Below are 24377 nucleotides of genomic sequence, written 5' to 3' on the forward strand. Positions count from 1 at the left end.
GTTATTTACAGAATGTTAAATTGTTCAGTGATGTGGACAACCTGATAAAGTCATCTGCGTCCAGCTCCAGCGCCTAAATCCTCTGTCAGAACAAATCCGTCAAAAAAGTCAAACCCGGACTTTTCTGCCGGATTCTTATCTGCCTATCGGATCTGATCACAGCGCTTCCGCTTTTGTTATTATTTTTTCGTTTTAATTCTTCCGCTCCAGCCTTTAAAGCCGCCTTTTAATGTGTAAAGGTCCGAATAGCCTTTTTTCTTAAGCATCTGAGCTGTGCGTCCGCTTCTTACTGTGTTTTGGCAATACAGATAAACAGGCTGGTCTTTGCGGATTTCTTTATGGCGCTGTCTCATTTGTGACATTGGGATGTTTCTTGCGCCAAGAATATGGCCGCCTTCAAATTCGTTCGGCTCGCGTACATCGATAAGCTGAGCCTTTCTGTATCCTGCACGGAATTCCTCTTCCGTTAATGTTTTCATGATTTTACGCTGGTAAAAATAAGAGAAGATAGTGTAGGCTGCAATTGCGCCGACTAAAATTAATAAGAAAACCCATGTTGTCAAGCTGACCCGACTCCTTTTTTATACCCTTTATGCGGGCTGGTTCATGTAAACCTCTGTTTATTGGACAAATATAATTATATAAGAGCAGGGTCAAATTGTCATCCATGAATCAGAGTTATTTATTTTCATCCGGTAATTCTTTTTGATAGACTATGATAGCGGAATGAATTTAACAAACAGCCTAAGCATGAAAAATGGGGTATGAACATGGAGAAAGAAATTTGGAGATTTATTGATTCGGGCAATTGCTCTCCTGCTTACAATATGGCGCTAGATGAGGTGCTGCTTGAGTGGAACAGCGAAGGGAACTTTCCGCCTGTAATCCGTTTTTACGGATGGAACCCTGCGACACTCTCTGTAGGTTATTTTCAGAAAGCGGAAAAAGAAATTGATCTTGAAGCTGTTAAACGGAACGGACTCGGCTTTGTGCGCAGGCCAACCGGCGGCAGGGGTGTCCTGCATGATCAAGAACTTACATACAGTGTCATTGTTTCAGAAGACCATCCTGAGATGCCGAAGACCGTTACAGAAGCATACCGTGTGATCTCAGAAGGAATTCTTCAGGGATTTAGAGAGCTTGGCCTAGATGCATATTTTGCTGTGCCAAGAACGGAGGAAGAGAAGCAGGGGCTTAAAAATCCGCGTTCAGCGGTTTGCTTTGATGCCCCATCCTGGTATGAGCTTGTCGTTGAAGGAAGGAAAGTGGCAGGCAGTGCCCAGACACGTCAAAAAGGCGTGATTCTCCAGCACGGCTCGATTCTGCTTGATCTTGATGAAGATCTTTTGTTCAGCCTGTTTAAGTACCCAAGTGACAGGGTAAAAGAACGAATGCAGAAGAACTTTAAAAATAAAGCAGTTGCAGTGAATGCTCTCAGAGAAACAAAAGTAACAATTGAAGAGGCAAAAGAGGCGTTTATAAGAGGGTTTGAAAAAGGGCTGAACATTAAGCTCGAACCGTATAAACTGACTGAAAAAGAACAGGCTGCAGCCATGAAACTGGCAGCTGAAAAATATGAATCGGATGAGTGGAATTATAAACGATAAGCGGCTGAAATAAGTCGCTTTCGTTTATTTTTATTTTTCTATTTATTTCTATGTGTTCCTTATTTTTCTAGGTTTCTGCTCTCTTTTAAATTTGCAACCGACAAATTACTTCAAAAAAAGTGATTTACAATCTCCTATCTTCTTTATTCTCTTTTTTTCACACTCAATTATGAAGTTTTCAATTTGACAAAATTACAACAGACTGACTTTTTATCCATATATAGTATTGTCGAACAAAAAAGAAACACTATATATTGATAAACGGATGGCTGTGTGATAAATTAAATCAAGTACAAAGATAATAGGGGAGTTGTTTGAATGACCGTTGCACTGAATGAAAATCTGAAACTTGATGTGGACAAGCTTAACCACGATATTTCACTTTTTCCCCAAGTTCATCCGATTACAGAAGATATGAAGCTTACACACAAAGGTGTATCCCGTTTAGTCATGCTTGACCGGTACACATTTAAAGACACTGAAAAGCTGACGCTATCCAAAGGCGATTTTGTCGTTCTGACAATTAAAGAAGATCCGAAATTCCCGGCAAGAGGCCTCGGGTACATCTTAGATATAGACTGGCAGGCAAAAATGGCGCATGTACAGGTGGAAGAAGAGTACCGCCTTTCACTTGAGAAGCCTGAAGAAGTAGAATCAGGAGTCATTCACCGCTCTCTTGACGTTATAGAAAAACCGCTTGAAGTATATTACGAACAAATAGCCAAACGGAATGCGACAGGTCTTGCATCTGTTGAGAAAACAGAAGAAAAACGCAAGGAATGGTTTGAGAAGTTCTATCATGAACTTGTCGGCCTGAACTTTGTTCCTGCAGGACGCGTGTTATACGGAGCGGGAGCGGGAACAGATGTGACGTATTTCAACTGCTACGTGATGCCGTTTGTGCAGGATTCACGCGAAGGCATTTCCGAACACCGCAAGCAGGTCATGGAAATCATGAGCCGCGGCGGAGGCGTCGGGACAAACGGTTCAACGCTGCGTCCGAGAAACACCCTTGCAAGAGGAGTCAACGGCAAATCATCAGGCTCCGTATCCTGGCTTGATGACATCGCGAAGCTGACTCATCTGGTTGAGCAGGGCGGATCCCGTTAAATACAAAGTCCACACGGCGGGATAAAAATCTCGTGAATTGCTGGAACACCCTAAAGCTTTTTCAGCCACAACGTGACTGGCAACAGTGAGCGTGAAGGCCTGAAAATGAAAAAGATGACACAATGGGCAATCAGCAGCGAAGCATCTTTGGAAACGGAGATGAACGTTCAGAGACTATTGAAAGCACCTGTAAGATGGTGCGAGTAAACCGGATTTAGTATCCGGGGCACGAGACAAAATCATACGACTGATTTTGATGATAGAGTCCGATCTCATGTGAAAGCATGAGAGTCAGGCAGAAATGACCTGACCCCTCTTAATGGAGGAGTAACAACTTGCGTGGCGCACAAATGATCATGCTTGCCGACTGGCATCCTGACATTATTGAATTCATTATTTCCAAAATGCAGAATCCCCGTATCCTGCGTTACCTGATTGAAAATACAAATGATGAAACAATTAAGAAATACGCCCAGGAAAAGCTGAAGTTCAAGCCGCTTACACAGGACGAAGAAGCCATGTATCAGAGCATCGTCAATTACAAGCAGATTCCGGGCTACGGCGGATTTAACGAGAAAATCATTAAAGACGCTGAAGTGAAGCTTGCAGTCGGCGGAACTTATACAGTTCACAATTCCGAATTCCTTACAGGAGCCAACATCTCTGTCACGCTGACAAAGGATTTCATGGATGCTGTTGAAAAGGATGCCGATTACGACCTGCGCTTCCCTGATGTTGAAAGCTACAATGCAGAGGAAATGAAGGCTTATAATGAAGACTGGCATAACCACGGTGATGTACGCGAGTGGGAAAAACTCGGCTACAAAGTGCGCACGTACCGTACGATCAAGGCGAAAGAACTTTGGAACCTGATCAACATCTGCGCGACATACTCTGCAGAGCCGGGCATTTTCTTCATTGATAACGCCAATGACATGACAAACGCTAAAGCGTATGGACAGAAGGTCGTTGCAACGAATCCTTGCGGGGAACAGCCTCTCGCACCATATTCTGTCTGCAACCTTGCTGCCGTAAATCTTGCAGAAATGGCAGACAAAGAAACGAAAACAGTTAATTTCGAAAAACTGAAAAGAACGGTTGAAGTCGGTGTCCGCATGCAGGATAACGTAATCGATGCAACACCGTACTTTCTTGACGAAAATAAAAAACAGGCACTAGGCGAACGCCGTGTAGGTCTTGGTGTTATGGGACTTCACGACCTTCTGATCTACTGTGAAACACAGTACGGTTCTGAAGAAGGCAACGAGCTGATTGACAAAGTCTTTGAAACAATCGCTGTCACTGCTTATAAAGCATCTGTAGAGCTTGCAAAAGAAAAAGGCAGCTTCCCGTTCTTGACTGGCGAAACGGCTGAAGAAACGAACAGACTGCGCCAAGCATTTACTGAGACCGGCTTTATGAGCAAAATGCCGACTGATATCCGGGAAGATATCAAAGAATACGGTATCCGCAATTCACACTTGCTGACTGTTGCTCCCACGGGATCCACTGGAACAATGGTCGGGGTTTCAACCGGACTTGAACCATACTTCTCCTTCTCTTACTACAGAAGCGGAAGACTTGGCAAATTCATTGAAGTAAAAGCAGATATCGTACAGGAGTATCTGGATAAAAATCCTGATGCAGATCCGGAGAATCTTCCGGAATGGTTTATCTCAGCTATGGAACTGAGTGCAGAAGCGCATGCAGATGCACAATGCGTCATCCAGCGCTGGATTGACAGTTCAATCAGCAAAACGGTTAACGCTCCTAGAGGATATACGGTGGACCAGGTCCAAAAAGTGTATGAGCGTCTATATAAAGGCGGAGCAAAAGGCGGAACAGTCTACGTTGACGGAAGCCGGGACACTCAGGTCCTTACATTAAAAGCGGAGGAGAATACCTTCTCTGAAACAGAAGAAGCACCGAAAGAAAAAGGCAAAGTTGTTCTTGTGGATACAATCCAGGCTTTGCGCTCGACAAATGTAACAATCGGAAACGAAGTGGGCAATACATGCCCTGTATGCCGCGAAGGTACAGTTGAAGACATTGGCGGTTGCAACACATGCACAAGCTGCGGTGCACAGCTGAAGTGCGGATTATAAGAAACGGAAGAGCCGGGACATCCGGCTCTTTTCTTGTGCTTCTCCCGCAAGCTTTCTTGTCATGACCTGCAAACTAGTGTACACTTGTAATGATTTCCTATGTTTTGAACGTTTTTTTGGAGGGGACCGCATGCCAACACCAAGTATGGAAGATTATATTGAACAAATCTACATTTTAATAGAAGAAAAAGGATATGCCCGTGTTTCAGATATCGCGGAAGCATTATCCGTTCATCCCTCCTCAGTGACAAAGATGGTCCAAAAACTAGACAAAGATGAATATCTCATATACGAAAAATACCGTGGACTTATTTTGACGCCTAAGGGCAAGAAGATCGGAAAGCGCCTTGTCTACCGTCACGAGCTGCTTGAGCAGTTCATGCGTTTGATCGGCGTGGATGAAGAAAAGATTTACAACGATGTTGAAGGCATTGAGCATCACCTCAGCTGGAATGCCATTGACCGTATTGGAGATCTCGTGCAATTTTTTGAAAGTGATGAAGCGCGTGTAGATACCCTGCGTGCAATACAAAAACAAAATGAACAGGATAATGAGTCCTGAAAAAACGAAAGCAGCTGCTTTCGTTTTTTTCTTGCGCAAAATTGGAAAAGGTCTATTTCCTCGGCCTTCATCTTACACTATAAGGATAGGATAGGAGAAGAGGGGAGGAGCTTCTGTGTACATTGATGGTGTCTTCTCTGGCGGCGGCATAAAAGGGTTTGCGCTGATTGGAGCCTATCAGGCAATTGAACAGCGAGGGCTGCAGTTTGTAAGAGTGGCAGGCACAAGCGCGGGTTCGATTGTGGCATCCTTTATCGCAGCAGGATACAAAAGTGATGAAATTATCCGAATGATGGACGATATGGAGCTTGGAAAGTTTCTTGAGAAAAACCCTTCCATTCTTCCATTTAAATTGATGAAATGGCTTAACCTCTATTGGCGCCTCGGTCTGTACAAAGGCGGGAAGCTTGAGGAATGGATCGCAGCCAGGCTGAAGGAAAGGGGAGTTTCCACCTTTGGTGATTTGAGGCCCGGATCTTTAAAAATTGTAGCCTCTGATCTTACAAACGGCAGGATTATTGTGCTGCCTGATGATCTCCCCAGGTACGGACTTGTTCCCGAGCGGTTTTCAGTTGCCCGCGCTGTGCTGATGAGCTGCAGTCTTCCGTATTTCTTTGAGCCTGTTAAGCTGACGAGTGCTGAAGGGACGAACATAGTGGTAGACGGGGGAGTTTTAAGTAACTTTCCAATCTGGCTTTTCAAGGAAAAGGCGAGGCCTGTAATTGGAATCAAGCTCAGTCCGAGAGATGAAGAAAGGCCGAGGAATCAGATTAAAAATGCGATTGAAATGTACGGAGCGCTGTTTGAAACGATGAAAGATGCCCATGATGCCAGGCATATATCAAGCAGGCATGAGAGAAACATCATTTTTCTTCCGGTAGAAAGCATTCTCACGACAGAATTTGATCTCTCAGAACAAAAAAAACTAGCTCTGATTGAGCTAGGAAGAAGCCGGACGGAACAGTTTCTCAAACGGTGGACTTATTAAGGCGAAAAGAAAAGCAGGTCAGAAAAAAGCCCTGCTTTTCTTTTTGCCTTTTCTGCCTTCAATCACGGTCAGGTGTGAAGCCTGCTTCTTTTTAAGAGCGCTTGTTTTGCTGCTCTTTTTTGGAGCCGACACACTTTTCAAATGGGAGCTGCTCTGATTGCGGTCGCTGAAACGCCTTTTGGACTGTTTAGCAGCTTTGGAATAAGAGGAAGAATCTTTTCCCATTCTTTGTTTTGTAAAGTAACGGACAACAAAATAGATGATGGCTAGAACAGCAGCAAACACGAGCATTTCTCTGAAGAGGAAGCCAGGCCTGCTGATGAGAGTCACTAAAAACCCGATTCCTCCCAGAGCTAACACAATCATCACAAATGGATTCATTCGATTTTTCATGAGTCCACCTCCCAAGATGAAAATGAGTTAATGAAGTTTTAGCTTATACAATTTGTTCTGTTTTTATACCTTCTTCTGTTTCTTTTTCCAGGCGGAGCATTTCATTGAAGCTTGCAATTGCGACTTCGGTCTGTTCGTTGTCAGGCTCTTTTGTGGTTAAAAGCTGAAGGCATAAGCCCGGGTACCCAAGCCATTTCAGGACAGGCACGTCTCTCAGCTTGTTTGTAAACTGCAGCACTTCAAATGAAATGCCGATCACAACGGGAATTAGGGCCAGTCTGTTCAGAACGCGCACATAAAGCGGTTCAGTCGGAACGAGCATGTAGACAAAAACTCCGACAATCACGGTGAAAAGAAGGAAGCTGCTTCCGCATCTGTAATGAAGGCGGCTGTTGCTCTGAACGTTCTCAACTGTGAGCGGCATACCGTTTTCATAACAGTTAATGACTTTATGCTCTGCCCCGTGATACTGGAATACACGCTTGATCAGCGGAGTAAAGGATATCGCGTAAATATAGGCAAGCAGGAGAATAAGTTTGAAAAGACCTTCAATCAGGATCTGTGACAAATCCGATGCAAAAACAGGTCTTGTAAGCTCTGCAAGAAAAAGCGGGACGAGTGTAAAGATGAATTTTCCGAATAAAAAGGACAGAACCCCGATTGCTGCAACACCGAGTATCATCGTCAGCTTTGATTCTTTTTTCGGCTCGTTCAGCTGCTCGTCATCTTCTGGATCAAGGTCGTACCTGTCTGTTGAAAAGTTGAGATGTTTCGTACCATTTGCGCTTGCTTCTATGATTGCTGCGATCCCGCGGATAAATGGTATTTTTTTAAGGGCTGTCAGTGTGCTGTTTGATTTTCTCGGCAGCCGGAAATAATCAATTTCCTTGTTTTTCCGTCTGATGGCTGTAACGTAGTGATGCTTGCCGCCAAACATGACGCCCTCTACTACTGCTTGCCCGCCATATGCGGGCTTGTTCTGCTTTGACATTTTTCACCAACCTACCTATCTATTCTCTTTTTGAGCGGATTTTAAACAAAACGGAAGAGAATGTTATGTTTATATTCTACATAAAAACAGGATAAACCTCTAGGCAGTTGTATTTTATTCTTCATTTTATGCAGGCCGGAAAGGTTCGATGTGAAAGTACGTATGTAGTATATCCTTTTACCGGCCAGTTAGACATTTTCTGCATCAATTTTCGGGATGACTGTACATACTAGGAGAAGGAGGTGTACATATGACAGATGATTTTCAGTCTAATTCTGCTGGAATGAAAGATGAACAGGATGATAAGCAGGGCGAGGGTCTCCCGTTTATCGCAAGAGCTATGATTACCGGATTTGCAGGAGGTATTTTCTGGAGTTTAATCGGCTATTTGGCTTATGTGCTGAACATGACAGAAATCAGTCCGAACATGCTGCTGCAGCCGTTTCTGCTTGGTGACTGGAAAAACGGCACGATCGGAAATTTTGCGGGAGTATTGGTCATCGGATTCCTTTCTGTAGGAACGGCACTCGTCTATTACTTAGTTTTAAAAAGGTTTTCGTCTATTTTCGTCGGCATGATATATGGAGCGGCTTTATGGGCGCTTGTCTTTTTCCTCTTGAATCCGATCTTTCCAAACGTCAAAACAGTCTTTGAACTCGAGCGCCTGACAACGGTTACGATGATATGTTTATACATTTTATATGGGGTCTTTATCGGGTATTCCATTTCCTTTGAACAAAATGAGCTTCAATCGAAAAAAAAGGGCAGCGCTTCCACGTAACAATGGAGGTAACGCACAATGAAGTATGGTAGAATGTTCTAAAATGAACATTCTATTTTTTGTCGGCTTTTTATTCATGCGGCTTTTGTTTAAGGGAGTGTTTTTGACGAAAACATCTGTCACATGAAGAAGAGTCCTCATAGTGCTTGGAGGTCGAAAGATGAGACACTATATGGTAATTAACGGCCCAAATCTAAATCGCCTTGGGTTGCGTGAACCTGATATTTATGGAAGCAAAACGCTGACAGATCTTGAGCGTGAGCTGATGGTTTTTGCTGAAAAGCAGGGGTTTCAGGTCACTTGCTTTCAGTCCAATCATGAAGGGGACCTGATTGATGCCATTCATGGATCAGATGGCCACTACGATGGCATTGTGCTGAATCCGGGGGCGTTTACCCACTACAGCTATGCATTGAGAGATGCCATTGCAAGCGTTCCTCTTCCTGTGATTGAAGTGCATATCTCCAATGTTCACAGCCGGGAGCCGTTCAGGCATCAGTCTGTCACTGCGCCGGTCACTGCCGGACAGGTGGTCGGACTCGGATTTCAGGGGTACCAATTTGCCCTGCAGGCAATACATACAAAGATAGGGGAGAAACAGCATGCTGAAGATTGAGAAATTAAGAAAAAGGCTTAAGGAGCTTGATGTTGACGGACTTCTTATTGCAAGCGACTATAACAGACGGTACATGACCGGTTTTACAGGCTCATCGGGTGTCGCGCTCATTTCTCTGTCAGGAGCCGTATTTATCACGGACTTCAGGTATACAGAGCAGGCAGCCAAGCAGGTTGAAGGCTATGACATTGTTCAGCACAAGGGGCCGATTCTTGACGAAGTGGCTGCACAGGCAGAAAAGCTTTCAATCAAGCGTCTTGGCTTTGAACAGGATCATTTATCCTTTGCAACGTATTCCGCTTATGCTTCCAAACTGAAGGGAATTGAGTTTGTTCCGGTGTCTGAGGCGGTGGAAAAGTTACGCTTGATTAAGTCTGCAGCAGAGATTAAGATATTAAAGGAAGCTGCGGAGATCGCCGATGCTGCATTTAAGCATATTCTTACAGTAGTACAGCCCGGCATGAAGGAAATTGAGGTTTCAAACGAACTTGAATTCTTTATGAGAAAGCAGGGCGCTGTTTCTTCATCATTTGATATCATAGTCGCATCCGGCCACAGGTCAGCTCTTCCGCACGGTGTGGCAAGTGAAAAAGAAATTGAAAAGGGCGATTTTGTAACCTTCGACTTTGGAGCATACTACAAAGGATATTGTTCAGATATTACACGCACGATTGCAGTCGGCAATCCAAGTGATGAGCTGAAGAAAATCTATTCCATTGTTCTTGAAGCCCAGCTGCGCGGCATGAATGGTATTAAAGCAGGTATGACCGGAAAAGAAGCTGATGCTTTGACAAGGGATTATATTTCAGAGAACGGCTATGGCGAGTATTTTGGCCATTCAACCGGACACGGCCTTGGAATGGAAGTTCACGAAAGTCCGTCATTATCCGCAAAATCAGAAACGGTTCTTGAGCCGGGCATGATTGTTACAGTAGAGCCGGGAATTTATGTTCCTAAGCTTGGCGGAGTCAGGATCGAGGACGATACAGTGGTTAAGGAAGACGGCAATGAATCTCTGACACACTCCCCTAAAGAGCTTATTATCTTATAAAAAGCTTCCGGAAGGCTAAAAAGTGTTATTTACATAGGAGGAACAAATATGATTTCAGTTAATGATTTTCGTACGGGCTTAACAATCGAGGTAGATAACGGCATTTGGCGCGTTATGGATTTCCAGCATGTAAAACCGGGAAAGGGCGCTGCATTCGTACGCTCTAAACTGCGCAACCTCCGTACTGGAGCTGTTCAGGAAAAAACGTTCCGTGCTGGTGAAAAAGTAGCAAAAGCTCAAATTGAAAACCGCAAAATGCAGTATCTTTATGCAAATGGCGACCAGCATGTGTTCATGGACAATGAGTCTTATGATCAAGTGGAACTGCCTGAAGCTTCAATCGAGTATGAACTTAAATTCCTTAAGGAAAACATGGAAGTATCCATCATGATGTTCGGCAGCGAAACGCTTGGTGTTGAGCTTCCTAACACAGTGGAACTTGAAGTTATCGAAACAGAGCCTGGCATTAAAGGTGATACAGCTTCCGGCGGAACAAAGCCTGCTAAAGTGCAGACAGGACTGATCGTCAACGTCCCGTTCTTCGTTAACGAAGGAGACGTTCTGATTATCAACACAACAGACAGCTCATACGTGTCACGCGCGTAACCAGCATAAAAAAACTCCATCTCATCAGATGGAGTTTTTTTTGTTTATTCATTCATCAAAAATTCTCGGGTGTGTATATTTTTATAAAGTTTTCTTCTTGCAGCTTCAGCGACTAGATCCTCTGTCAGAACAAATCCGCCTTAAAAGTCTAGCCTGGACTTTTCTGTCGCATTCTTATCTGCCTATCGGATCTGTTCAAGGCGCCTGCGCTTTTGTTCCTTCCTCAATCATTGTCTGCGCCTGGAAAGTACGCGGCTCCTGCTCTCTTTTTTTCCCCGCTTTGAAAAGAAGTGCGGCCGGCAATAGTATGTATACGGCAATCCCGATGGCCCACTGCAAATAGTGATAGACCTCATAAGCTTCTATTCCAAATCCCATGACACATCCCCCTTTGTACCTATTATTATAAAATCTGAAAATTCTGTCAAGAATTCTTTTTGTCTAAACGGCCTTTTTCTCTCATAGACTGGACTATAACTCCGTTTGCGGGCTCCGGTTTCGTTCTTTTGGGAATGGACAAGCGAAAATCCGCAGCTTTGTGATTAGAAGAATAGGGGAGGAAGAAGATGAAGCATTTTCTTGCCGGTCTGGATCCTGCTGTCAGATCCATGGCCCTTTTGAGGCTGCTGTCTGCAAGCATTGAAATGACGGCTGCTGTTTTGATGCTTGTCTTTAATGATGTGCGGAAGGCTGTACTGATTAACTCCATGCTGGCTATTGTCGGGCCGGTCATTTTTATTTTGACAATGACGATCGGCATTTTCCAAATTGCAGAACAGCTGTCTTATGCAAAACTGATTTTCATCTCAATCGGCGTAGCCTTTATCTTAATTGGCGTTTATAAATGAGGTCACAGTCATAATGTGTCCAAGCCTGCATACACATAGGAGTATTAAGAGACTATGCAAGGAGGAAGCCATGTGAATGAGATTACAGCTATGCTTCCTGAGCCGATCAGACAGCATATACTGGACCTTCCGCCGCATGTGCTGCAGCAAATGGAAGAGATTCGCATCAGAATTTCAAAGCGGGTTGAAGTGACAGCGGCGGGAAAACCTGTTTTCCTTTCGTGCATCGCTACACATCAGGACGGAATTTCTCTTCTGAGCGAATTGAGCCAGTACAGCATCTACGCACTTGAAGAAGAGCTTAAACGCGGCTTTATCACCATTCAGGGCGGCCATCGTGTAGGGCTTTCGGGGCGGGTCATTACAGAGAACGGACGTGTAAAAGCCATCCGGAATGTCACGTCTTTCAACATTCGTGTGGCGCGTCAAAAACGCGGGATTGCTGACCGGTTCATCCCTTGCTGCTACAGCGGAGAGTGGCTGAATACCATGATTATCGGCCCGCCTCAGACTGGTAAAACGACGATGCTCCGCGACTTTGCACGAATCATGAGTACAGGTCATGGACAGATTCCATCAAGAAAAGTAGGGATTGTAGATGAGCGCTCAGAGATTGCAGGATGCATAAACGGCATCCCCCAGCACGAGTTCGGCGAAAGAGTGGACGTGCTTGATGCATGTCCGAAAGCAGAAGGCATGATGATGATGATCCGCTCTATGAGTCCCGATGTTCTCGTCGTGGATGAGGCGGGGAGAATGGAAGATACAGAAGCGATTCTTGAGGCTGTTCATGCGGGTGTCGGACTGTTTATATCCGTTCACGGATGCTCTCTTGAGGATATTAAAATGCGGCCGACTATTGCTCCTCTATTAAACCATCATGTTTTTAAGAGATTCATAGAGCTGTCAAGAGTGAGCGGCCCCGGAACGGTTCAGAGAGTCATTGATGCACAAGGGCGGATTGTCAGAACGGAAGAAGGTGTCCCGCTATGCTGAAGCTGCTTGGAGCTGTATTTATCCTGCTTGCTACAACATGGGCCGGCTTTGAAACGGCAAAACACATCAGTGAACGCCCTCGCCAGCTGAGACAGCTGAAGGTTGCTCTGCAGGCGCTCGAAGCTGAAATTATGTATGCACATACCCCATTAAAAGAAGCAGCCGCCACCCTTTCAAAGCAAATGCCAAAGCCGCTTTCCTGGTTTTTTGAGGTATTTTCAAAGCGTCTGTCTGCAGGGCATACAAGCGTCAGGGCAGCCTGGGAAAACAGCATGCAGGAAGTGTGGAGGATGACTGCCTTTAAACAGGGAGAGTACGAGATTATGAAGCAGTTTGGCGAAACACTCGGCCAGCATGATCTGATCTCGCAGCAGAAACATATTCGCCTCGCACTTGCCCATCTTGAAAGAGAGGAAGCAGATGCACTCGACAGACAGAGCCGCTATGAAAAGATGCTGAAAAGCCTCGGATTCTTATCTGGTTTATTGCTGGTTATTTTATTGATGTAGCAGTCAGGAGGATTACATGCAATGGGAGTAGATGTAAATATCATTTTTCAAATAGCGGGCATCGGAATTGTCGTCGCTTTTCTTCACACAATCCTTGATCAGATGGGCAAAAAAGAGTATGCGCAATGGGTCACGCTCCTGGGCTTTATTTATATTCTGTTTATGGTGGCTTCCATTGTGGAAGATTTGTTTCAGAAAATTAAATCAGTCTTCCTTTTTCAGGGATAGGGGGGCTCAGCCATTGAAATTATCCAGATTGTCGGACTTGGTTTAGTTGCTACCTTTCTCGCGCTGATTGTAAAAGAACAAAAGCCCACATATGCATTCATGCTCGTGGTTTTTGTCGGCTGCGTCATATTTCTGTTTTTAGTTGACGGCGTTGCTCAGATCATCACCATGATTGAAAAAATTGCGCTCAATGCAAACATCAACATGATGTATGTGGAGACGATCCTGAAAATTATCGGAATTGCCTATATTGCCGAATTTGGCGCACAGATTACAAAGGATGCAGGTCAGGGAGCCATTGCTTCGAAAATTGAGCTTGGCGGAAAAATCATTATTCTTGCGATGGCCGTTCCGATCCTGACTGTCATAATTGAAACCATCATCGGCCTGATACCGGCGTGATGGATAAGGGGTGAGAGTTATTAAAAAGGGAATCGCAGCTGTCTTTTTTCTTTTCTTTTTTTCATTTCCGGCACTTGTACAAGCTTCTCCCCCTCCGCCGCAGCAGGAATTGGTTGATCAGCAGATAGACAAGCTTGGGATCCAGGAAATTAAAACGTTCTGGGACGACATTATGACAGAATACGGAGGGTATCTTCCTGAAAGCCAAAAAGGAAGTCTGCTTCAATTTTTAAACGGCGAGAAAGAATTATCCTTTAAAGAATGGTCAAAAGCTTTCCTTAGCTACATTTTCCATGAAATCATTGCAAACGGAAAACTGCTCGGGACATTGATTATGCTGACGATCTTCAGCATGCTGCTGCAGCTCCTTCAGGACGCGTTCAGTCAGAGCACAGTCAGCAAAGTCGCTTATGCTCTCGTTTACATGGTTTTAATGATCATCGCTCTGAACAGCTTTCATATTGCAATTGAATATACGGTTGAAGCGATCCGTACGATGTCAAGCTTCATACTCGCACTCATTCCGCTTCTTCTCGCTTTGATGGCGGCTTCCGGAGGGCTGATATCAGCCGCCTTTTTTCACCCGGTCATCCTTTTCCTCATGAATACAAGCGGAGTGCTGATTGAGAAAATTGTTCTGCCGCTATTGTTTCTCTCCGCCTTGCTGAGCATTGTCAGCACGCTCACAGATCAGTATAAAGTCACCCAGCTAGCCCAGCTTTTAAGAAACATAGGGATCGGGCTGCTTGGTACGTTCTTGACGGTATTTCTCGGAGTGATTTCCGTTCAGGGGGCATCAGCTGCCGTTTCTGACGGGATGGCCATCCGCACGGCCAAGTTTGTCACAGGAAACTTTATACCTGTCCTCGGGCGGATGTTTACCGATGCAACCGATACGGTCATCAGCGCTTCTGTTCTTCTGAAGAACACAGTGGGCATTCTCGGTGTGGCGATTCTGCTGTTCATCGCCGCTTTCCCGGCGATAAAAGTGCTGACTCTGGCCTTTATTTATAAATTTACAGCTGCACTGCTTCAGCCCCTTGGCGGCGGTCCGATCATCAAATGCCTGGATATCATCAGCAAAAGTGTCATCTATATTTTTGCGGCGCTTGCCATCGTGTCACTGATGTTTTTCCTCAGTCTTACAGTCATTATTGCGGCTGGCAATATAACCATGATGGTTCGTTAGGAGGGAGTCAGCATGTCATTTCTGACAGAGTGGATTGCAAACATTATTCTTTTCATCATGCTGGCTGTCATACTGGATCTGCTTTTGCCGAACTCGGCCATGCAAAAGTACGCCAAAATGGTGATCAGCCTTCTGCTAATCGTGATTATCCTGTCGCCGATCTTTAAGCTCTTGTCCGCCGATATCCCGGCAATGGTCCAGGAAGCCGGGATCGGCAGCTATTCATCTGCAAAAGAAGCAGAAATAAAAAAATCCATAGATTCACAAAAAAAAGAAATACAAGCCTCAAATGATGCATATATTTTAGAAAACATGGCTGTCCAATTAAAAACGCAGGCAAAAGAGGAGCTGGTGAAAAGCTATGATCTAGCGATAAAAGACATCCGTCTATCTGCAGAAGCGCCTTTTGAAAAAATAGAAACCAGTCTGCAGAGCATTGAAGTAACGCTTCAGGCCGGCGCAAAAGAAACCGGAGCCGTTGAAGCCGTACAGCCGGTTGACATCAGCGGTACTAATAGGGGAGAGGAAGATTCCATTGCTTCTGAATCTGAGATTAAAACTTATTTAGCCAGTATCTGGGGAGTCGACCCTGAGAAGATTTCCTTGAAAATGGAAGGAGGGGAGGGCAGCACAGATGAATAGTCCCAAACAAATGCTAGAAAAATTGAAAACACTGCTAAACTCTGAAAACGGCAAAAAACCGAACAAGTACCACTACCTCCTGATCGCGCTTGCGCTTGGCATCGGATTTATGCTCGTAAGCAATCTGTTGTCCGGTCAGACGGCCATGCCTGACGTATCTCAAGTATCCGGGTTGTCTTCTACATCTGCAAAAGACGAAGAAGTGTTTAAACCAGCTGATGAAGGCGGGGGCTCAGGTTCGATCGAGAAATATGAGCAAGAATACGAGAATCAATTAAAAGAAGCGCTTGATTCCATGTCCGGAATAAACAATGCCATGGTCGTTGTCAACGTAGAAGCGACTTCCGAGCAAATTCTTGAGAGAAACAGCGTGAGCCAGAATCAGACAACTGAAGAGACAGATCCTCAGGGCGGCAAGCGGACAGTGGAAGATGGTTCAACAGAAGAATCCGTTGTTATTATTCGAAAGGGAGATCAGGAGACACCCATCATCCTGCAGACGAAAAAACCGGAAATCAGGGGTGTGCTTGTGGTAGCTGAGGGTGCTGACAACATTCAAATAAAAAAATCAATCGTTGAGGCTGTAACGAGAGTGCTTGGAGTTCCAAGCCACCGCGTAGCAGTAGCGGCGAAAAAAGGGAAATAGAGGAGGATTCTTGAATGATGCTGAAAAAACAAACGGTTTGGTTATTAACAATGTTAAGCTTGGTGGTTGTGCTTTCAGTGTACTACATCACGACACCTGAAGAAATCAAAAATGATGTGGCCATGACAGGTGCTGAAAAAGCAGAAAAAGCGGAAGCTGCGAAAGAAGCAAAGAAGGATGGAGAGGCTGAAGTGACAGTTGAAGAAGCAGAAGAAGGAACGGTTGTTTCTGTTTCAAATGATGAACTTTTTGCAACGATCCGCATGCAGCTTGAAGATTCCCGAAACGCCAAGAAAGAAAGCCTTGAAGACGTTGTAGCAAGCAAAGAGGCGAGTGCTGCAGAAAAAAGCGCTGCCCGTGATGAAATGAATGCTATTGACGAAGCAGTTGCCAACGAGGAAATCCTTGAGACGTTCATCAAATCAAACGGCTACGATGATGCCCTTGTTAGAATTGAAGGCGAAAAAGTCAAAGTAACAGTAAAAGCAAAAGAAAGTTCGGCTTCAGAAGCCAATAAAATCATCCAGCTAGTCAGCGGCGAGATGAAAGGCATGGAAGATGTAGCTGTTACGCTTGAACCTTCAAATCAATAATCGTAAAACCCCGCGTCCATGGCGCGGGGTTTTGTCTTTTACCTGCCTGTCATTTCAAAATTTTCAATTATCCCTTATAATTGAAAAGAACAGTTTATTTTAAGATCACCGGGGGCGGGCAAGAATACATATTGAATTTAAGGACCCAAATGTCGTAAGATAGACATAGGACTTCGTTTTAGTACTAGGCTATAAGAAAAGCGGAAGCACCCGTTTAGCTCCGGGAGTCAGATAAGAAATCACCCGAAAAGTCCGGGTTTGACTTTTTGGGGGATTTTGTTCTGACAGAGGAGCTGGGTGCTGGAGCTAGACAATGCGAAAAGCGGAAGCACCCGTTTTATCTCCGGCAGTCAGATAAGAAATCACCGGAAAAGTCCAGTTTTGCCTTTTTCGACGATTCTGTTCTGACAGAGGAGCTGGCTGTTGAAGCTAGACAATGCGAAAAGCGGAAGCACCCGTTTAGCTCCGGGAGTCAGATAAGAAATCACCCGAAGAGTACGGGTAATGCTTTTTTGGCGTTTTTCTGTCATAGTCCATTATCCTTAAATGAAGCTTTGCCTTGCTTAAAACGCGGAAACACAATCATCAAGAATTTGAATAGGGGTGCCAGCAGATGTTGAAAATACAAGAAATCAGAGAACTGATCAAGCTTGTTGACCAGTCTTCAATCGACGAATTTACGTATGAACATGAAGGTTCTAAAATTAAATTAAAGAAACGCATGGAAGAGCTTGAGAAAGCAGCTGTGCAGACAGCTCCTGTACAAGCAGCTCCTCAAATGCCAGCAGCACAGCCGGCTGCGGCTCCTGCAGCCCTTCAGGAAGTAAAAGAAGTGCCAAAGGAAGAAGCGAAGGCTCCTGCCCAGGAAGAAAATCTACATAAAATCACTTCGCCGATGGTCGGCACATTCTATGCAGCCTCATCTCCTGAAACAGACAACTATGTGAGCGTTGGCTCAAAGGTAACAAATGATTCGGTTGTCTGCATCGTGGAAGCGATGAAGCTGTTTAACGAAATTGAAGCAGAAGTAAAAGGCGAGATCGTGGAAATCCTGGCTGAAAATGGACAGCTAGTAGAATACGGACAGCCTTTATTCCTTGTCAGACCAGAGTAAGGAGAGAAACTATGATTAAGAAATTGCTTATAGCAAACAGAGGAGAAATTGCGGTACGGATCATTCGGGCCTGCAAAGAACTGGGTATTGAGACGGTTGCCGTCTTTTCAGAAGCAGACAGAGATTCTTTGCACGTTCAGCTCGCTGATGAAGCTTATTGTGTCGGACCGACAGCTTCAAAAGACAGCTATCTGAATTTCACAAATATCATCAGCGTGGCAAAACTTACAGGAAGTGAAGCCATTCATCCGGGTTACGGATTCCTGGCGGAAAATGCTGATTTTGCAGAGCTGTGCGAAGAGTGCAACATCATCTTCGTCGGACCAAGCGCAGATGCGATTTCTAAAATGGGAACAAAGGACGTTGCCAGGGAAACGATGAGAAAAGCCGGTGTTCCGATTGTTCCGGGATCTCAAGGCATCATCAAGGATACGGGCGATGCTGTTTCACTTGCCAATGACATCGGATACCCTGTCATTATTAAAGCAACGGCAGGCGGAGGCGGAAAAGGAATACGTGTTGCAAAAACAGAACAGGATCTGATCAAAGGCATCCAAATCACCCAGCAGGAAGCTGCCACTGCATTTGGAAATCCCGGTGTCTATATTGAGAAGTATATCGAGGATTTCAGACACGTGGAGATTCAGGTCATGGCCGACTCTCTCGGCAATGTGATCCATTTAGGAGAAAGAGACTGCTCCATTCAGCGCAGACTTCAAAAACTGGTTGAAGAAACTCCGTCTCCTGCCCTTTCAGCTGAAATGCGCGAGACGATGGGAAGAGCTGCAGTTAAAGCTGCTGAAGCCGTCAATTATACCGGAGCAGGCACAGTCGAATTTATTTTCGATCACATCGAAGATAAGTTTTACTTCATGGAGATGAACACGCGGATTCAGGTTGAGCATCCTGTCACGGAAATGGTCACAGGCATCGACCTGATCAAGGAGCAAATCATGGTTGCTTCAGGCAAAGAACTTTCTGTAAAGCAGGAAGATGTTGTCTTTAACGGCTGGTCAATCGAATGCCGCATCAATGCAGAGAACCCGGAGAAGAATTTTATGCCCTCTCCTGGTAAAATAGAAATGTACTTGCCGCCCGGTGGCCTTGGTGTTAGAGTAGACTCAGCAGCATACCCTGGTTATTCTATTCCTCCTTATTACGACTCCATGATTGCCAAATTGATCACTTATGGAGCAACCCGCGAGGAAGCGATTGCGAGAATGAAACGGGCGCTGAGTGAATTTGTTATCGAGGGGATCTCAACAACGATTCCTTTCCATCAAAAACTGCTTGAACACGAAACGTTTGTTTCCGGAGATTTTAATACGAAGTTCTTAGAAATCCATAAGGTTATGGAATCTTAAAAATACACGGAGGTGCTGACTCTTGAAAGAAAACAGGCTGCTTGAAATGACCCATGAAGAAAATGGTCTCGGCAAAGTTGAAATTGCCCCGGAAGTCATTGAAGTGATTGCCGGAATCGCTGCATCTGAAGTAGAAGGCGTTGCACAAATGCGCGGAAACTTCGCTTCAGGCGTTGTAGAACGCCTCGGCAAGAAAAACCACGGCAAAGGCGTAAAGGTTGATCTTTCTGAAGACGGAATCACAATTGATGTCTACTGCGTCATGATGTTCGGGGTTTCCATTCCGACTGTCGCCCAGCGTATCCAGGACAACACACGCCAGGCGCTGTTCAACATGACCGCTCTTGAAATCAACGAGATAAATATCCATGTAGTCGGAATTCAGTTCGAAACAAAATCACAGGAAATTGAAATCGACCAGGAAATGTAAAGCCAGAGGAGTTCTTCCTTTGGCTTTTTTTCTTAAAAAGTTTGGAAGAAGGATATTTTCGAATGGAGCATCAAATTGTATTGCTTACAAACCGAGTGGACTGTAGCGGAAGGCACTTGACTCCTTGTCTAGCTGCAGCGCCCAACTCCACTGTCAGAACAAAATCCCCCAAAAAGTCAAACCCGGACTTTTCGGGTGATTTCTTATCTGACTCCCGGAGCAAAACGGGCGCTTCCGCTTTTCTTCGGGATGAAGAGGGCACGGAAGATCCCGCAAGCGCAGCGAGGAAGCTTCCGGAGCTCCCCGCGGTAATCTTGTGACTGGAGCGAAAGGGAACGGGTATTGCCAAGCAGTCTTTTAAAAAATTGCCATATTCCAGACTGAATAGAGCGAAGATTCCACAAACTACGAATGTTTTAAAGAGAAGGCAGTTTTTTATTCGTTATTTGGCCGAAAAACAACAACTGCAGTGTGCTTCTGTCCGTAAAATATGGTATGATCGTTCTATGACATTTCGACATTTTTGTACATAAAGGAGCAAGTAAGAATGAAACGAAGATTAGCAAGAGAAAAAGCACTTCAGGCACTCTTTCAGATAGACGTAAGCGAGATTGATCCAAAGGAAGCTATGAATCATGCCCTGGACGGAGAACAGATGGATGAATTCATGACGGCACTCGTTCTTGGGACAGTGGAACATACAGAAGAAATTGATGAGCAAATTAAGCCTCACCTCGTAAACTGGAAGCTTGAACGGCTTGCAAACGTTGACCGCTCTGTTCTTCGTTTAGCTGTTTTTGAAATGATGTTTATGGAGGAAATTCCTCTTAACGTTACCCTTGACGAAGCCATCGAACTCGCCAAAACGTTCGGGGATGATCAATCGCCGAAATTTATCAACGGAGTCCTCTCAAACATTAAATCAGCACTCGACAGATAACTCTGTCAAACACCACCTGAGGAGGAACAAAACAATGACAGCTTCAATCATCAGCGGAAAAGAATTGGCACAGGAAAAACGCAGACAGCTTGCCGAGGAAGTAAAAGGATTAAAAGAACAGGGAATTACTCCTGGATTAACGATTATTCTTGTCGGTGACAACCCCGCATCTCTTTCCTATATTAAAGGGAAACAGAAAGCGTCCGAAGAAATCGGGGTTGCTTTTAAACTTGAACATTTTTCAGAAAAGATGACGGAAGAAGAACTGCTTAATGTGATTGATACCTACAATGAGGACGACAGCTGCCATGGCATACTTGTACAGCTGCCTCTGCCTGAGCACATCAGCGAAAAAGCAGTCATTGAAAAAATTTCTCCTGAAAAGGACGTTGACGGATTCCATCCTCTTAATGTCGGACAAATGATGGTCGGACAGGACACTTTTCTTCCATGTACCCCTGCAGGAATCGTGGAAATGATTAAATCTGCCGGGATTGAAATTTCAGGAAAGCATGTCGTTGTTGTCGGAAGAAGCAACATTGTCGGAAAACCTGCCGGCATCCTGCTGCTTAATGAGCATGCGACAGTAACGTACTGCCATTCAAGAACGCCAAACTTAAAAGAAATGACCCGTCAGGCAGATATTCTGATTGCTGCTGTTGGAAAAGCGAACTTCATTACAGGAGACCATCTTAAAGAAGGCGCTGCTGTCATTGATGTCGGAGTCAACAGACTGGACACCGGAAAGCTGTGCGGAGATGTTGTCTTTGAGGATGCAATGAACAAAGCCAGCCATATTACTCCTGTTCCAGGCGGCGTTGGTCCGATGACAATCACTATGCTTGCGCATAACGTTGTAAAATCAGCCAAAAAATCTGCTGTTAAACAGCCTTCCAAGTAAGATAAAGGAGTTCAGGCGGATGAGTGAAATCAAACATGTGACGGTAACCGCCCTCACAAAATACATCAAGCGGAAGTTTGATGCCGATCCGCATTTAAAGGATATTTGGGTCAAAGGCGAGCTTTCCAACTTTAAAATGCACAGCCGCGGCCACATGTATTTCACATTGAAGGATGAGGGAGCGCGTATTGCGGCTGTTATGTTTGCAGGCCAGAACGCTTCCTTAAAATTCATGCCTGAAAACGGGATGAAGGTGCTGCTGCGCTGTGAAATTTCCGTGTACGAACCAAGCGGAAATTATCAGGTCTATGTAAAAGAAATGCAGCCTGACGGCATCGGAAGTCTGTATCTTGCTTATGAAGAGCTGAAAAAGAAGCTTGAAAAGGAAGGGCTTTTTGACGAAAGGCACAAACAGCCGATCCCGAAATATCCTTCTGAAATAGGTGTCATTACATCACCTACAGGCGCTGCTGTGCGTGATATTTTAACAACAATCAAACGCCGCTACCCGTCTGCAAAGGTAATCATTATTCCTGCCCTTGTACAGGGAATAAACGCAGGCCCGTCTGTTGTGAAAGCAATCCGGCAGGCAAACAGCCTAGGAACACTTGATGTGATTATTGCAGGCAGGGGCGGAGGTTCCATAGAAGAACTGTGGGCGTTCAACGAAGAAATCGTCGCGCGTGAAATATTCAGCTCAAAAGTGCCGATTATCTCGGCTGTCGGACATGAGACGGATTACACAATTGCCGATTTTGTCGCTGATTTGCGCGCGCCGACGCCGACAGGTGCTGCGGAGCTTGCTGTTCCCCATTTTGCCGATCTTCTTGAGAGAACGGCAAACAAAAAGACCAGGCTTTTGAGAGCGATGCAGGAAAAGCTTACGGCGAAGAAAGAGCAGCTTGCCTATTACCAGAAATCATATGCGTTTAAATACCCGAAGCAGCTGTATCAGCAAAAAGAGCAGCAGCTTGATGTTCTCGTTGAATCCCTGCAAAAGGAGAGCATCCGCAACATCCAGATGAAAAAAGAGCGGTTTGCAGCATTGAGCAGCCGTTTGCTCAGGGTTCTTCCGGATGAAAAGATCAGCCGCGAAAAAGAACGCCACCAGCAGCTTGTCAAAAAAATGACGCGTGATATGTCTGTGCTTCTGAAACAAAAACAGGCTGCGTTCGGGGCAATGGCTGCAAATCTTAATGCACTCAGCCCCCTTAAAATCATGGACCGGGGCTACAGTATTGCTTATAAAGATGACAGTCTTGTAAAAAGCATTTCGCAGGTGAAAAAAGGCGACGGTCTGAACATTCATCTGCAGGACGGACAAGTCATCTGCCAAGTTACAGGAGTGGAGGAGCGAAAGTCACATGAGTGAAAAAAAAGAGGTTACGTTTGAACAGGCTATGGAAGAGCTTGAGGAAATTGTGGAAAAGCTTGAAGAAGGCGATGTTCCGCTGGAAAAAGCGATTGCCTACTTTCAGGACGGCATGAAGCTGTCAAAGCTTTGCCACGATAAGCTTCAATCGGTTGAAAAGCAAATGGACCTTATTCTCCGCGAAGACGGGGAGCTTGCGCCGTTTGACCTTCAGGAGGAAGAATGATGAACCTCAGCCAGTTTCTTTCTTCGAGAAAAGAAATGATTGAAGCAAGGCTGCCTGAGTACATCAGCAGCCTTCATGCTCCCGCTGTTATTAAAGAGGCAATGTCCTATTCCCTGACAGCAGGAGGCAAGCGTCTGCGTCCCGCGCTGGTTCTCGCGGTTCTCAGAGCTTTCGGAAAAGAAGAAGAAATGGGCATTCCTGCTGCATGCGCGGTTGAAATGATCCATACTTATTCTCTCATTCATGATGACCTCCCGGCGATGGACAATGATGATTTGCGAAGAGGCAAACCGACAAACCATAAAGTGTTTGGCGAAGCAATGGCGATTCTTGCGGGTGACGGTCTATTGACACACAGCTTCGGCGTCATATCAGACCAGCAGGACATCTCTGCAGAAATGCGTCTGTCTTTAATCAGTGAACTTGTGCGCGCATCGGGTGCAGAAGGGATGGTTGGAGGGCAGGTTGCTGATATGCAGGGTGAGGGGAAAACTCTTTCCCTTACGGAGCTCGAATACATACATGAGCATAAAACAGCAAAGCTTCTTGGCTTTTCCATCATGGCAGGAGCAATCCTTGCAGAAGCAGAAGCGGATGAAAAAGAAATGCTCAGAACGTTTTCCTATCATTTAGGTATCGCTTTTCAAATCCAGGATGATATTCTGGATATTGAAGGACAGCAGGCCAAGATCGGCAAGCCTGTCGGTTCAGATGAAGGAAATCAAAAAACAACCTATCCTGCTCTTCTCACCCTCGAGGGAGCAAAAGAAAAGCTTGCAGGCCATATTGCACAAGCAAAAGGCATCCTTTCAGAAATGAAGATAGATTCGTCTCTTCTAGAGGAGCTTTGCGATCTGATTGCTTCAAGAGACCATTAAAAAACGCGACGCCAGGTCGCGTTTTTTTATTGGAAAAGGGATAATAAATTATATAAGGCTACCGCATGAAAAAGATAACCTCGTCCAGCGCCCAGATCCTCTGTCAGAACAAATCCGGCAAAAAAGGCGGGACCCGGACTTTTCTGCCGGATTCTTATCTGCCTGTCGGAGCGGGTCTTGGCGCTTCCGCTTTTGTTATAAACCTACGTCAAATTGAGGTTTTTCATACGGTATGGTATACTATCACCATATTTTATACATATCTTAAGCAGACAGCGCGGTAAAGACT

General features: G+C 45.1%; 29 protein-coding genes and 2 pseudogenes. 26 read left to right on the top strand and 5 right to left on the bottom strand.

What is annotated here, in order from left to right; translation table 11 throughout:
* Positions 1-179 precede the first annotated feature (179 nt).
* A complete protein-coding gene (locus MHB63_15840) occupies positions 180-539 on the bottom strand; it encodes a rhodanese-like domain-containing protein (protein MEK3807993.1) in 360 nt (119 codons plus the stop codon).
* A 231-nt stretch (positions 540-770) separates the two neighbouring features.
* Here MHB63_15840 and MHB63_15845 point away from each other — a divergent pair, with 231 nt between their 5' ends.
* The 5 genes and pseudogenes from MHB63_15845 (at position 771) to MHB63_15865 (ending at position 6372) form a co-directional block, all read left to right on the top strand.
* Positions 771-1607 (top strand): biotin/lipoate A/B protein ligase family protein, encoded by an 837-nt coding sequence (locus MHB63_15845; protein ID MEK3807994.1) that lies wholly within the window; start codon positions 771-773, stop codon positions 1605-1607.
* Positions 1608-1925: 318 nt separating this feature from the next.
* Positions 1926-2714 (top strand): annotated as a pseudogene (locus MHB63_15850) (ribonucleotide reductase N-terminal alpha domain-containing protein).
* A 341-nt stretch (positions 2715-3055) separates the two neighbouring features.
* Positions 3056-4822, top strand: a pseudogene (locus MHB63_15855) (vitamin B12-dependent ribonucleotide reductase).
* Between the two features lie 130 nt (positions 4823-4952).
* Positions 4953-5384, top strand: coding sequence for a transcriptional regulator MntR (gene mntR / locus MHB63_15860; GenBank protein ID MEK3807995.1), 432 nt, complete (start codon positions 4953-4955; stop codon positions 5382-5384).
* Between the two features lie 115 nt (positions 5385-5499).
* On the top strand, positions 5500-6372 hold the full coding sequence (locus tag MHB63_15865) for a patatin-like phospholipase family protein (protein ID MEK3807996.1): 873 nt from the start codon (positions 5500-5502) through the stop codon (positions 6370-6372).
* Between the two features lie 18 nt (positions 6373-6390).
* Here the strand turns inward: MHB63_15865 and MHB63_15870 are convergent, their stop codons facing one another.
* Positions 6391-6765, bottom strand: coding sequence for an SA1362 family protein (locus MHB63_15870; GenBank protein ID MEK3807997.1), 375 nt, complete (start codon positions 6763-6765; stop codon positions 6391-6393).
* 43 nt (positions 6766-6808) lie between these two features.
* Positions 6809-7756 carry a DUF1385 domain-containing protein gene (locus MHB63_15875; GenBank protein MEK3807998.1) on the bottom strand — a complete coding sequence of 316 codons (948 nt, stop codon included), beginning with the start codon at positions 7754-7756 and terminating at the stop codon, positions 6809-6811.
* 250 nt (positions 7757-8006) lie between these two features.
* Between MHB63_15875 and MHB63_15880 the strand changes: the two genes are divergently transcribed.
* From MHB63_15880 to efp, 4 genes are all read left to right on the top strand, one after another.
* Complete coding sequence (locus MHB63_15880) at positions 8007-8537, top strand: YqhR family membrane protein (protein ID MEK3807999.1); 531 nt, start codon at positions 8007-8009, stop codon at positions 8535-8537.
* 160 nt (positions 8538-8697) lie between these two features.
* The gene (gene aroQ / locus MHB63_15885) at positions 8698-9153 is read left to right on the top strand and encodes a type II 3-dehydroquinate dehydratase (GenBank protein MEK3808000.1); all 456 of its coding nucleotides are present in this window, start codon (positions 8698-8700) and stop codon (positions 9151-9153) included.
* Positions 9140-10204, top strand: a complete 1065-nt coding sequence (locus tag MHB63_15890) for a Xaa-Pro peptidase family protein (protein MEK3808001.1) — start codon at positions 9140-9142, stop codon at positions 10202-10204. The genes aroQ and MHB63_15890 overlap by 14 nt, the downstream gene beginning before the upstream one ends.
* A gap of 48 nt (positions 10205-10252) precedes the next feature.
* A complete protein-coding gene (gene efp, locus MHB63_15895; GenBank protein MEK3808002.1) occupies positions 10253-10810 on the top strand; it encodes an elongation factor P in 558 nt (185 codons plus the stop codon).
* Positions 10811-11005: 195 nt separating this feature from the next.
* Here efp and MHB63_15900 read toward each other — a convergent pair whose 3' ends face one another.
* A complete protein-coding gene (locus MHB63_15900) occupies positions 11006-11188 on the bottom strand; it encodes a hypothetical protein (protein MEK3808003.1) in 183 nt (60 codons plus the stop codon).
* A 188-nt stretch (positions 11189-11376) separates the two neighbouring features.
* On the opposite strand from MHB63_15900, the gene MHB63_15905 reads away from it, so the two are divergent.
* The 9 genes from MHB63_15905 (at position 11377) to MHB63_15945 (ending at position 16863) form a co-directional block, all read left to right on the top strand.
* Positions 11377-11658 (top strand): YqhV family protein, encoded by a 282-nt coding sequence (locus tag MHB63_15905; protein MEK3808004.1) that lies wholly within the window; start codon positions 11377-11379, stop codon positions 11656-11658.
* A gap of 72 nt (positions 11659-11730) precedes the next feature.
* The gene (gene spoIIIAA, locus MHB63_15910; GenBank protein ID MEK3808005.1) at positions 11731-12654 is read left to right on the top strand and encodes a stage III sporulation protein AA; all 924 of its coding nucleotides are present in this window, start codon (positions 11731-11733) and stop codon (positions 12652-12654) included.
* The gene (spoIIIAB, locus tag MHB63_15915) at positions 12648-13163 is read left to right on the top strand and encodes a stage III sporulation protein SpoIIIAB (GenBank protein MEK3808006.1); all 516 of its coding nucleotides are present in this window, start codon (positions 12648-12650) and stop codon (positions 13161-13163) included. The genes spoIIIAA and spoIIIAB overlap by 7 nt, the downstream gene beginning before the upstream one ends.
* A 21-nt stretch (positions 13164-13184) precedes the next feature.
* Complete coding sequence (gene spoIIIAC, locus MHB63_15920) at positions 13185-13391, top strand: stage III sporulation protein AC (protein ID MEK3808007.1); 207 nt, start codon at positions 13185-13187, stop codon at positions 13389-13391.
* Positions 13392-13403: 12 nt separating this feature from the next.
* Entirely contained in the window at positions 13404-13793 is a 390-nt protein-coding gene (spoIIIAD, locus tag MHB63_15925) for a stage III sporulation protein AD (GenBank protein MEK3808008.1), read from the top strand.
* Between the two features lie 19 nt (positions 13794-13812).
* Positions 13813-14982, top strand: a complete 1170-nt coding sequence (spoIIIAE, locus tag MHB63_15930; GenBank protein ID MEK3808009.1) for a stage III sporulation protein AE — start codon at positions 13813-13815, stop codon at positions 14980-14982.
* Between the two features lie 12 nt (positions 14983-14994).
* The gene (gene spoIIIAF / locus MHB63_15935) at positions 14995-15624 is read left to right on the top strand and encodes a stage III sporulation protein AF (GenBank protein MEK3808010.1); all 630 of its coding nucleotides are present in this window, start codon (positions 14995-14997) and stop codon (positions 15622-15624) included.
* Complete coding sequence (gene spoIIIAG / locus MHB63_15940) at positions 15617-16270, top strand: stage III sporulation protein AG (GenBank protein MEK3808011.1); 654 nt, start codon at positions 15617-15619, stop codon at positions 16268-16270. The genes spoIIIAF and spoIIIAG overlap by 8 nt, the downstream gene beginning before the upstream one ends.
* Positions 16271-16287: 17 nt before the next feature.
* Complete coding sequence (locus MHB63_15945) at positions 16288-16863, top strand: SpoIIIAH-like family protein (protein MEK3808012.1); 576 nt, start codon at positions 16288-16290, stop codon at positions 16861-16863.
* Between the two features lie 362 nt (positions 16864-17225).
* Here MHB63_15945 and MHB63_15950 read toward each other — a convergent pair whose 3' ends face one another.
* A complete protein-coding gene (locus MHB63_15950) occupies positions 17226-17393 on the bottom strand; it encodes a hypothetical protein (protein ID MEK3808013.1) in 168 nt (55 codons plus the stop codon).
* Positions 17394-17476: 83 nt separating this feature from the next.
* Between MHB63_15950 and accB the strand changes: the two genes are divergently transcribed.
* From accB to MHB63_15990, 8 genes are all read left to right on the top strand, one after another.
* A complete protein-coding gene (gene accB / locus MHB63_15955; GenBank protein ID MEK3808014.1) occupies positions 17477-17977 on the top strand; it encodes an acetyl-CoA carboxylase biotin carboxyl carrier protein in 501 nt (166 codons plus the stop codon).
* Between the two features lie 11 nt (positions 17978-17988).
* A complete protein-coding gene (gene accC, locus MHB63_15960; protein ID MEK3808015.1) occupies positions 17989-19341 on the top strand; it encodes an acetyl-CoA carboxylase biotin carboxylase subunit in 1353 nt (450 codons plus the stop codon).
* A gap of 22 nt (positions 19342-19363) precedes the next feature.
* Positions 19364-19771: an Asp23/Gls24 family envelope stress response protein gene (locus MHB63_15965; GenBank protein ID MEK3808016.1), complete on the top strand. Its 408-nt coding sequence runs from the start codon at positions 19364-19366 to the stop codon at positions 19769-19771.
* Positions 19772-20318: 547 nt separating this feature from the next.
* Positions 20319-20711, top strand: coding sequence for a transcription antitermination factor NusB (gene nusB / locus MHB63_15970; GenBank protein MEK3808017.1), 393 nt, complete (start codon positions 20319-20321; stop codon positions 20709-20711).
* Positions 20712-20745: 34 nt separating this feature from the next.
* A complete protein-coding gene (folD, locus tag MHB63_15975) occupies positions 20746-21612 on the top strand; it encodes a bifunctional methylenetetrahydrofolate dehydrogenase/methenyltetrahydrofolate cyclohydrolase FolD (GenBank protein MEK3808018.1) in 867 nt (288 codons plus the stop codon).
* A 19-nt stretch (positions 21613-21631) separates the two neighbouring features.
* A complete protein-coding gene (gene xseA / locus MHB63_15980) occupies positions 21632-22984 on the top strand; it encodes an exodeoxyribonuclease VII large subunit (GenBank protein MEK3808019.1) in 1353 nt (450 codons plus the stop codon).
* Positions 22977-23210, top strand: coding sequence for an exodeoxyribonuclease VII small subunit (locus MHB63_15985; protein ID MEK3808020.1), 234 nt, complete (start codon positions 22977-22979; stop codon positions 23208-23210). The genes xseA and MHB63_15985 overlap by 8 nt, the downstream gene beginning before the upstream one ends.
* Positions 23207-24088 carry a polyprenyl synthetase family protein gene (locus tag MHB63_15990; protein ID MEK3808021.1) on the top strand — a complete coding sequence of 294 codons (882 nt, stop codon included), beginning with the start codon at positions 23207-23209 and terminating at the stop codon, positions 24086-24088. Before MHB63_15985 ends, MHB63_15990 begins: the two co-directional genes overlap by 4 nt.
* The last annotated feature ends 289 nt before the right edge of the window (positions 24089-24377 follow it).

Source organism: Bacillus sp. FSL H8-0547 (genome assembly GCA_038002745.1).
GTDB lineage: Bacteria > Bacillota > Bacilli > Bacillales > Bacillaceae > Bacillus_P.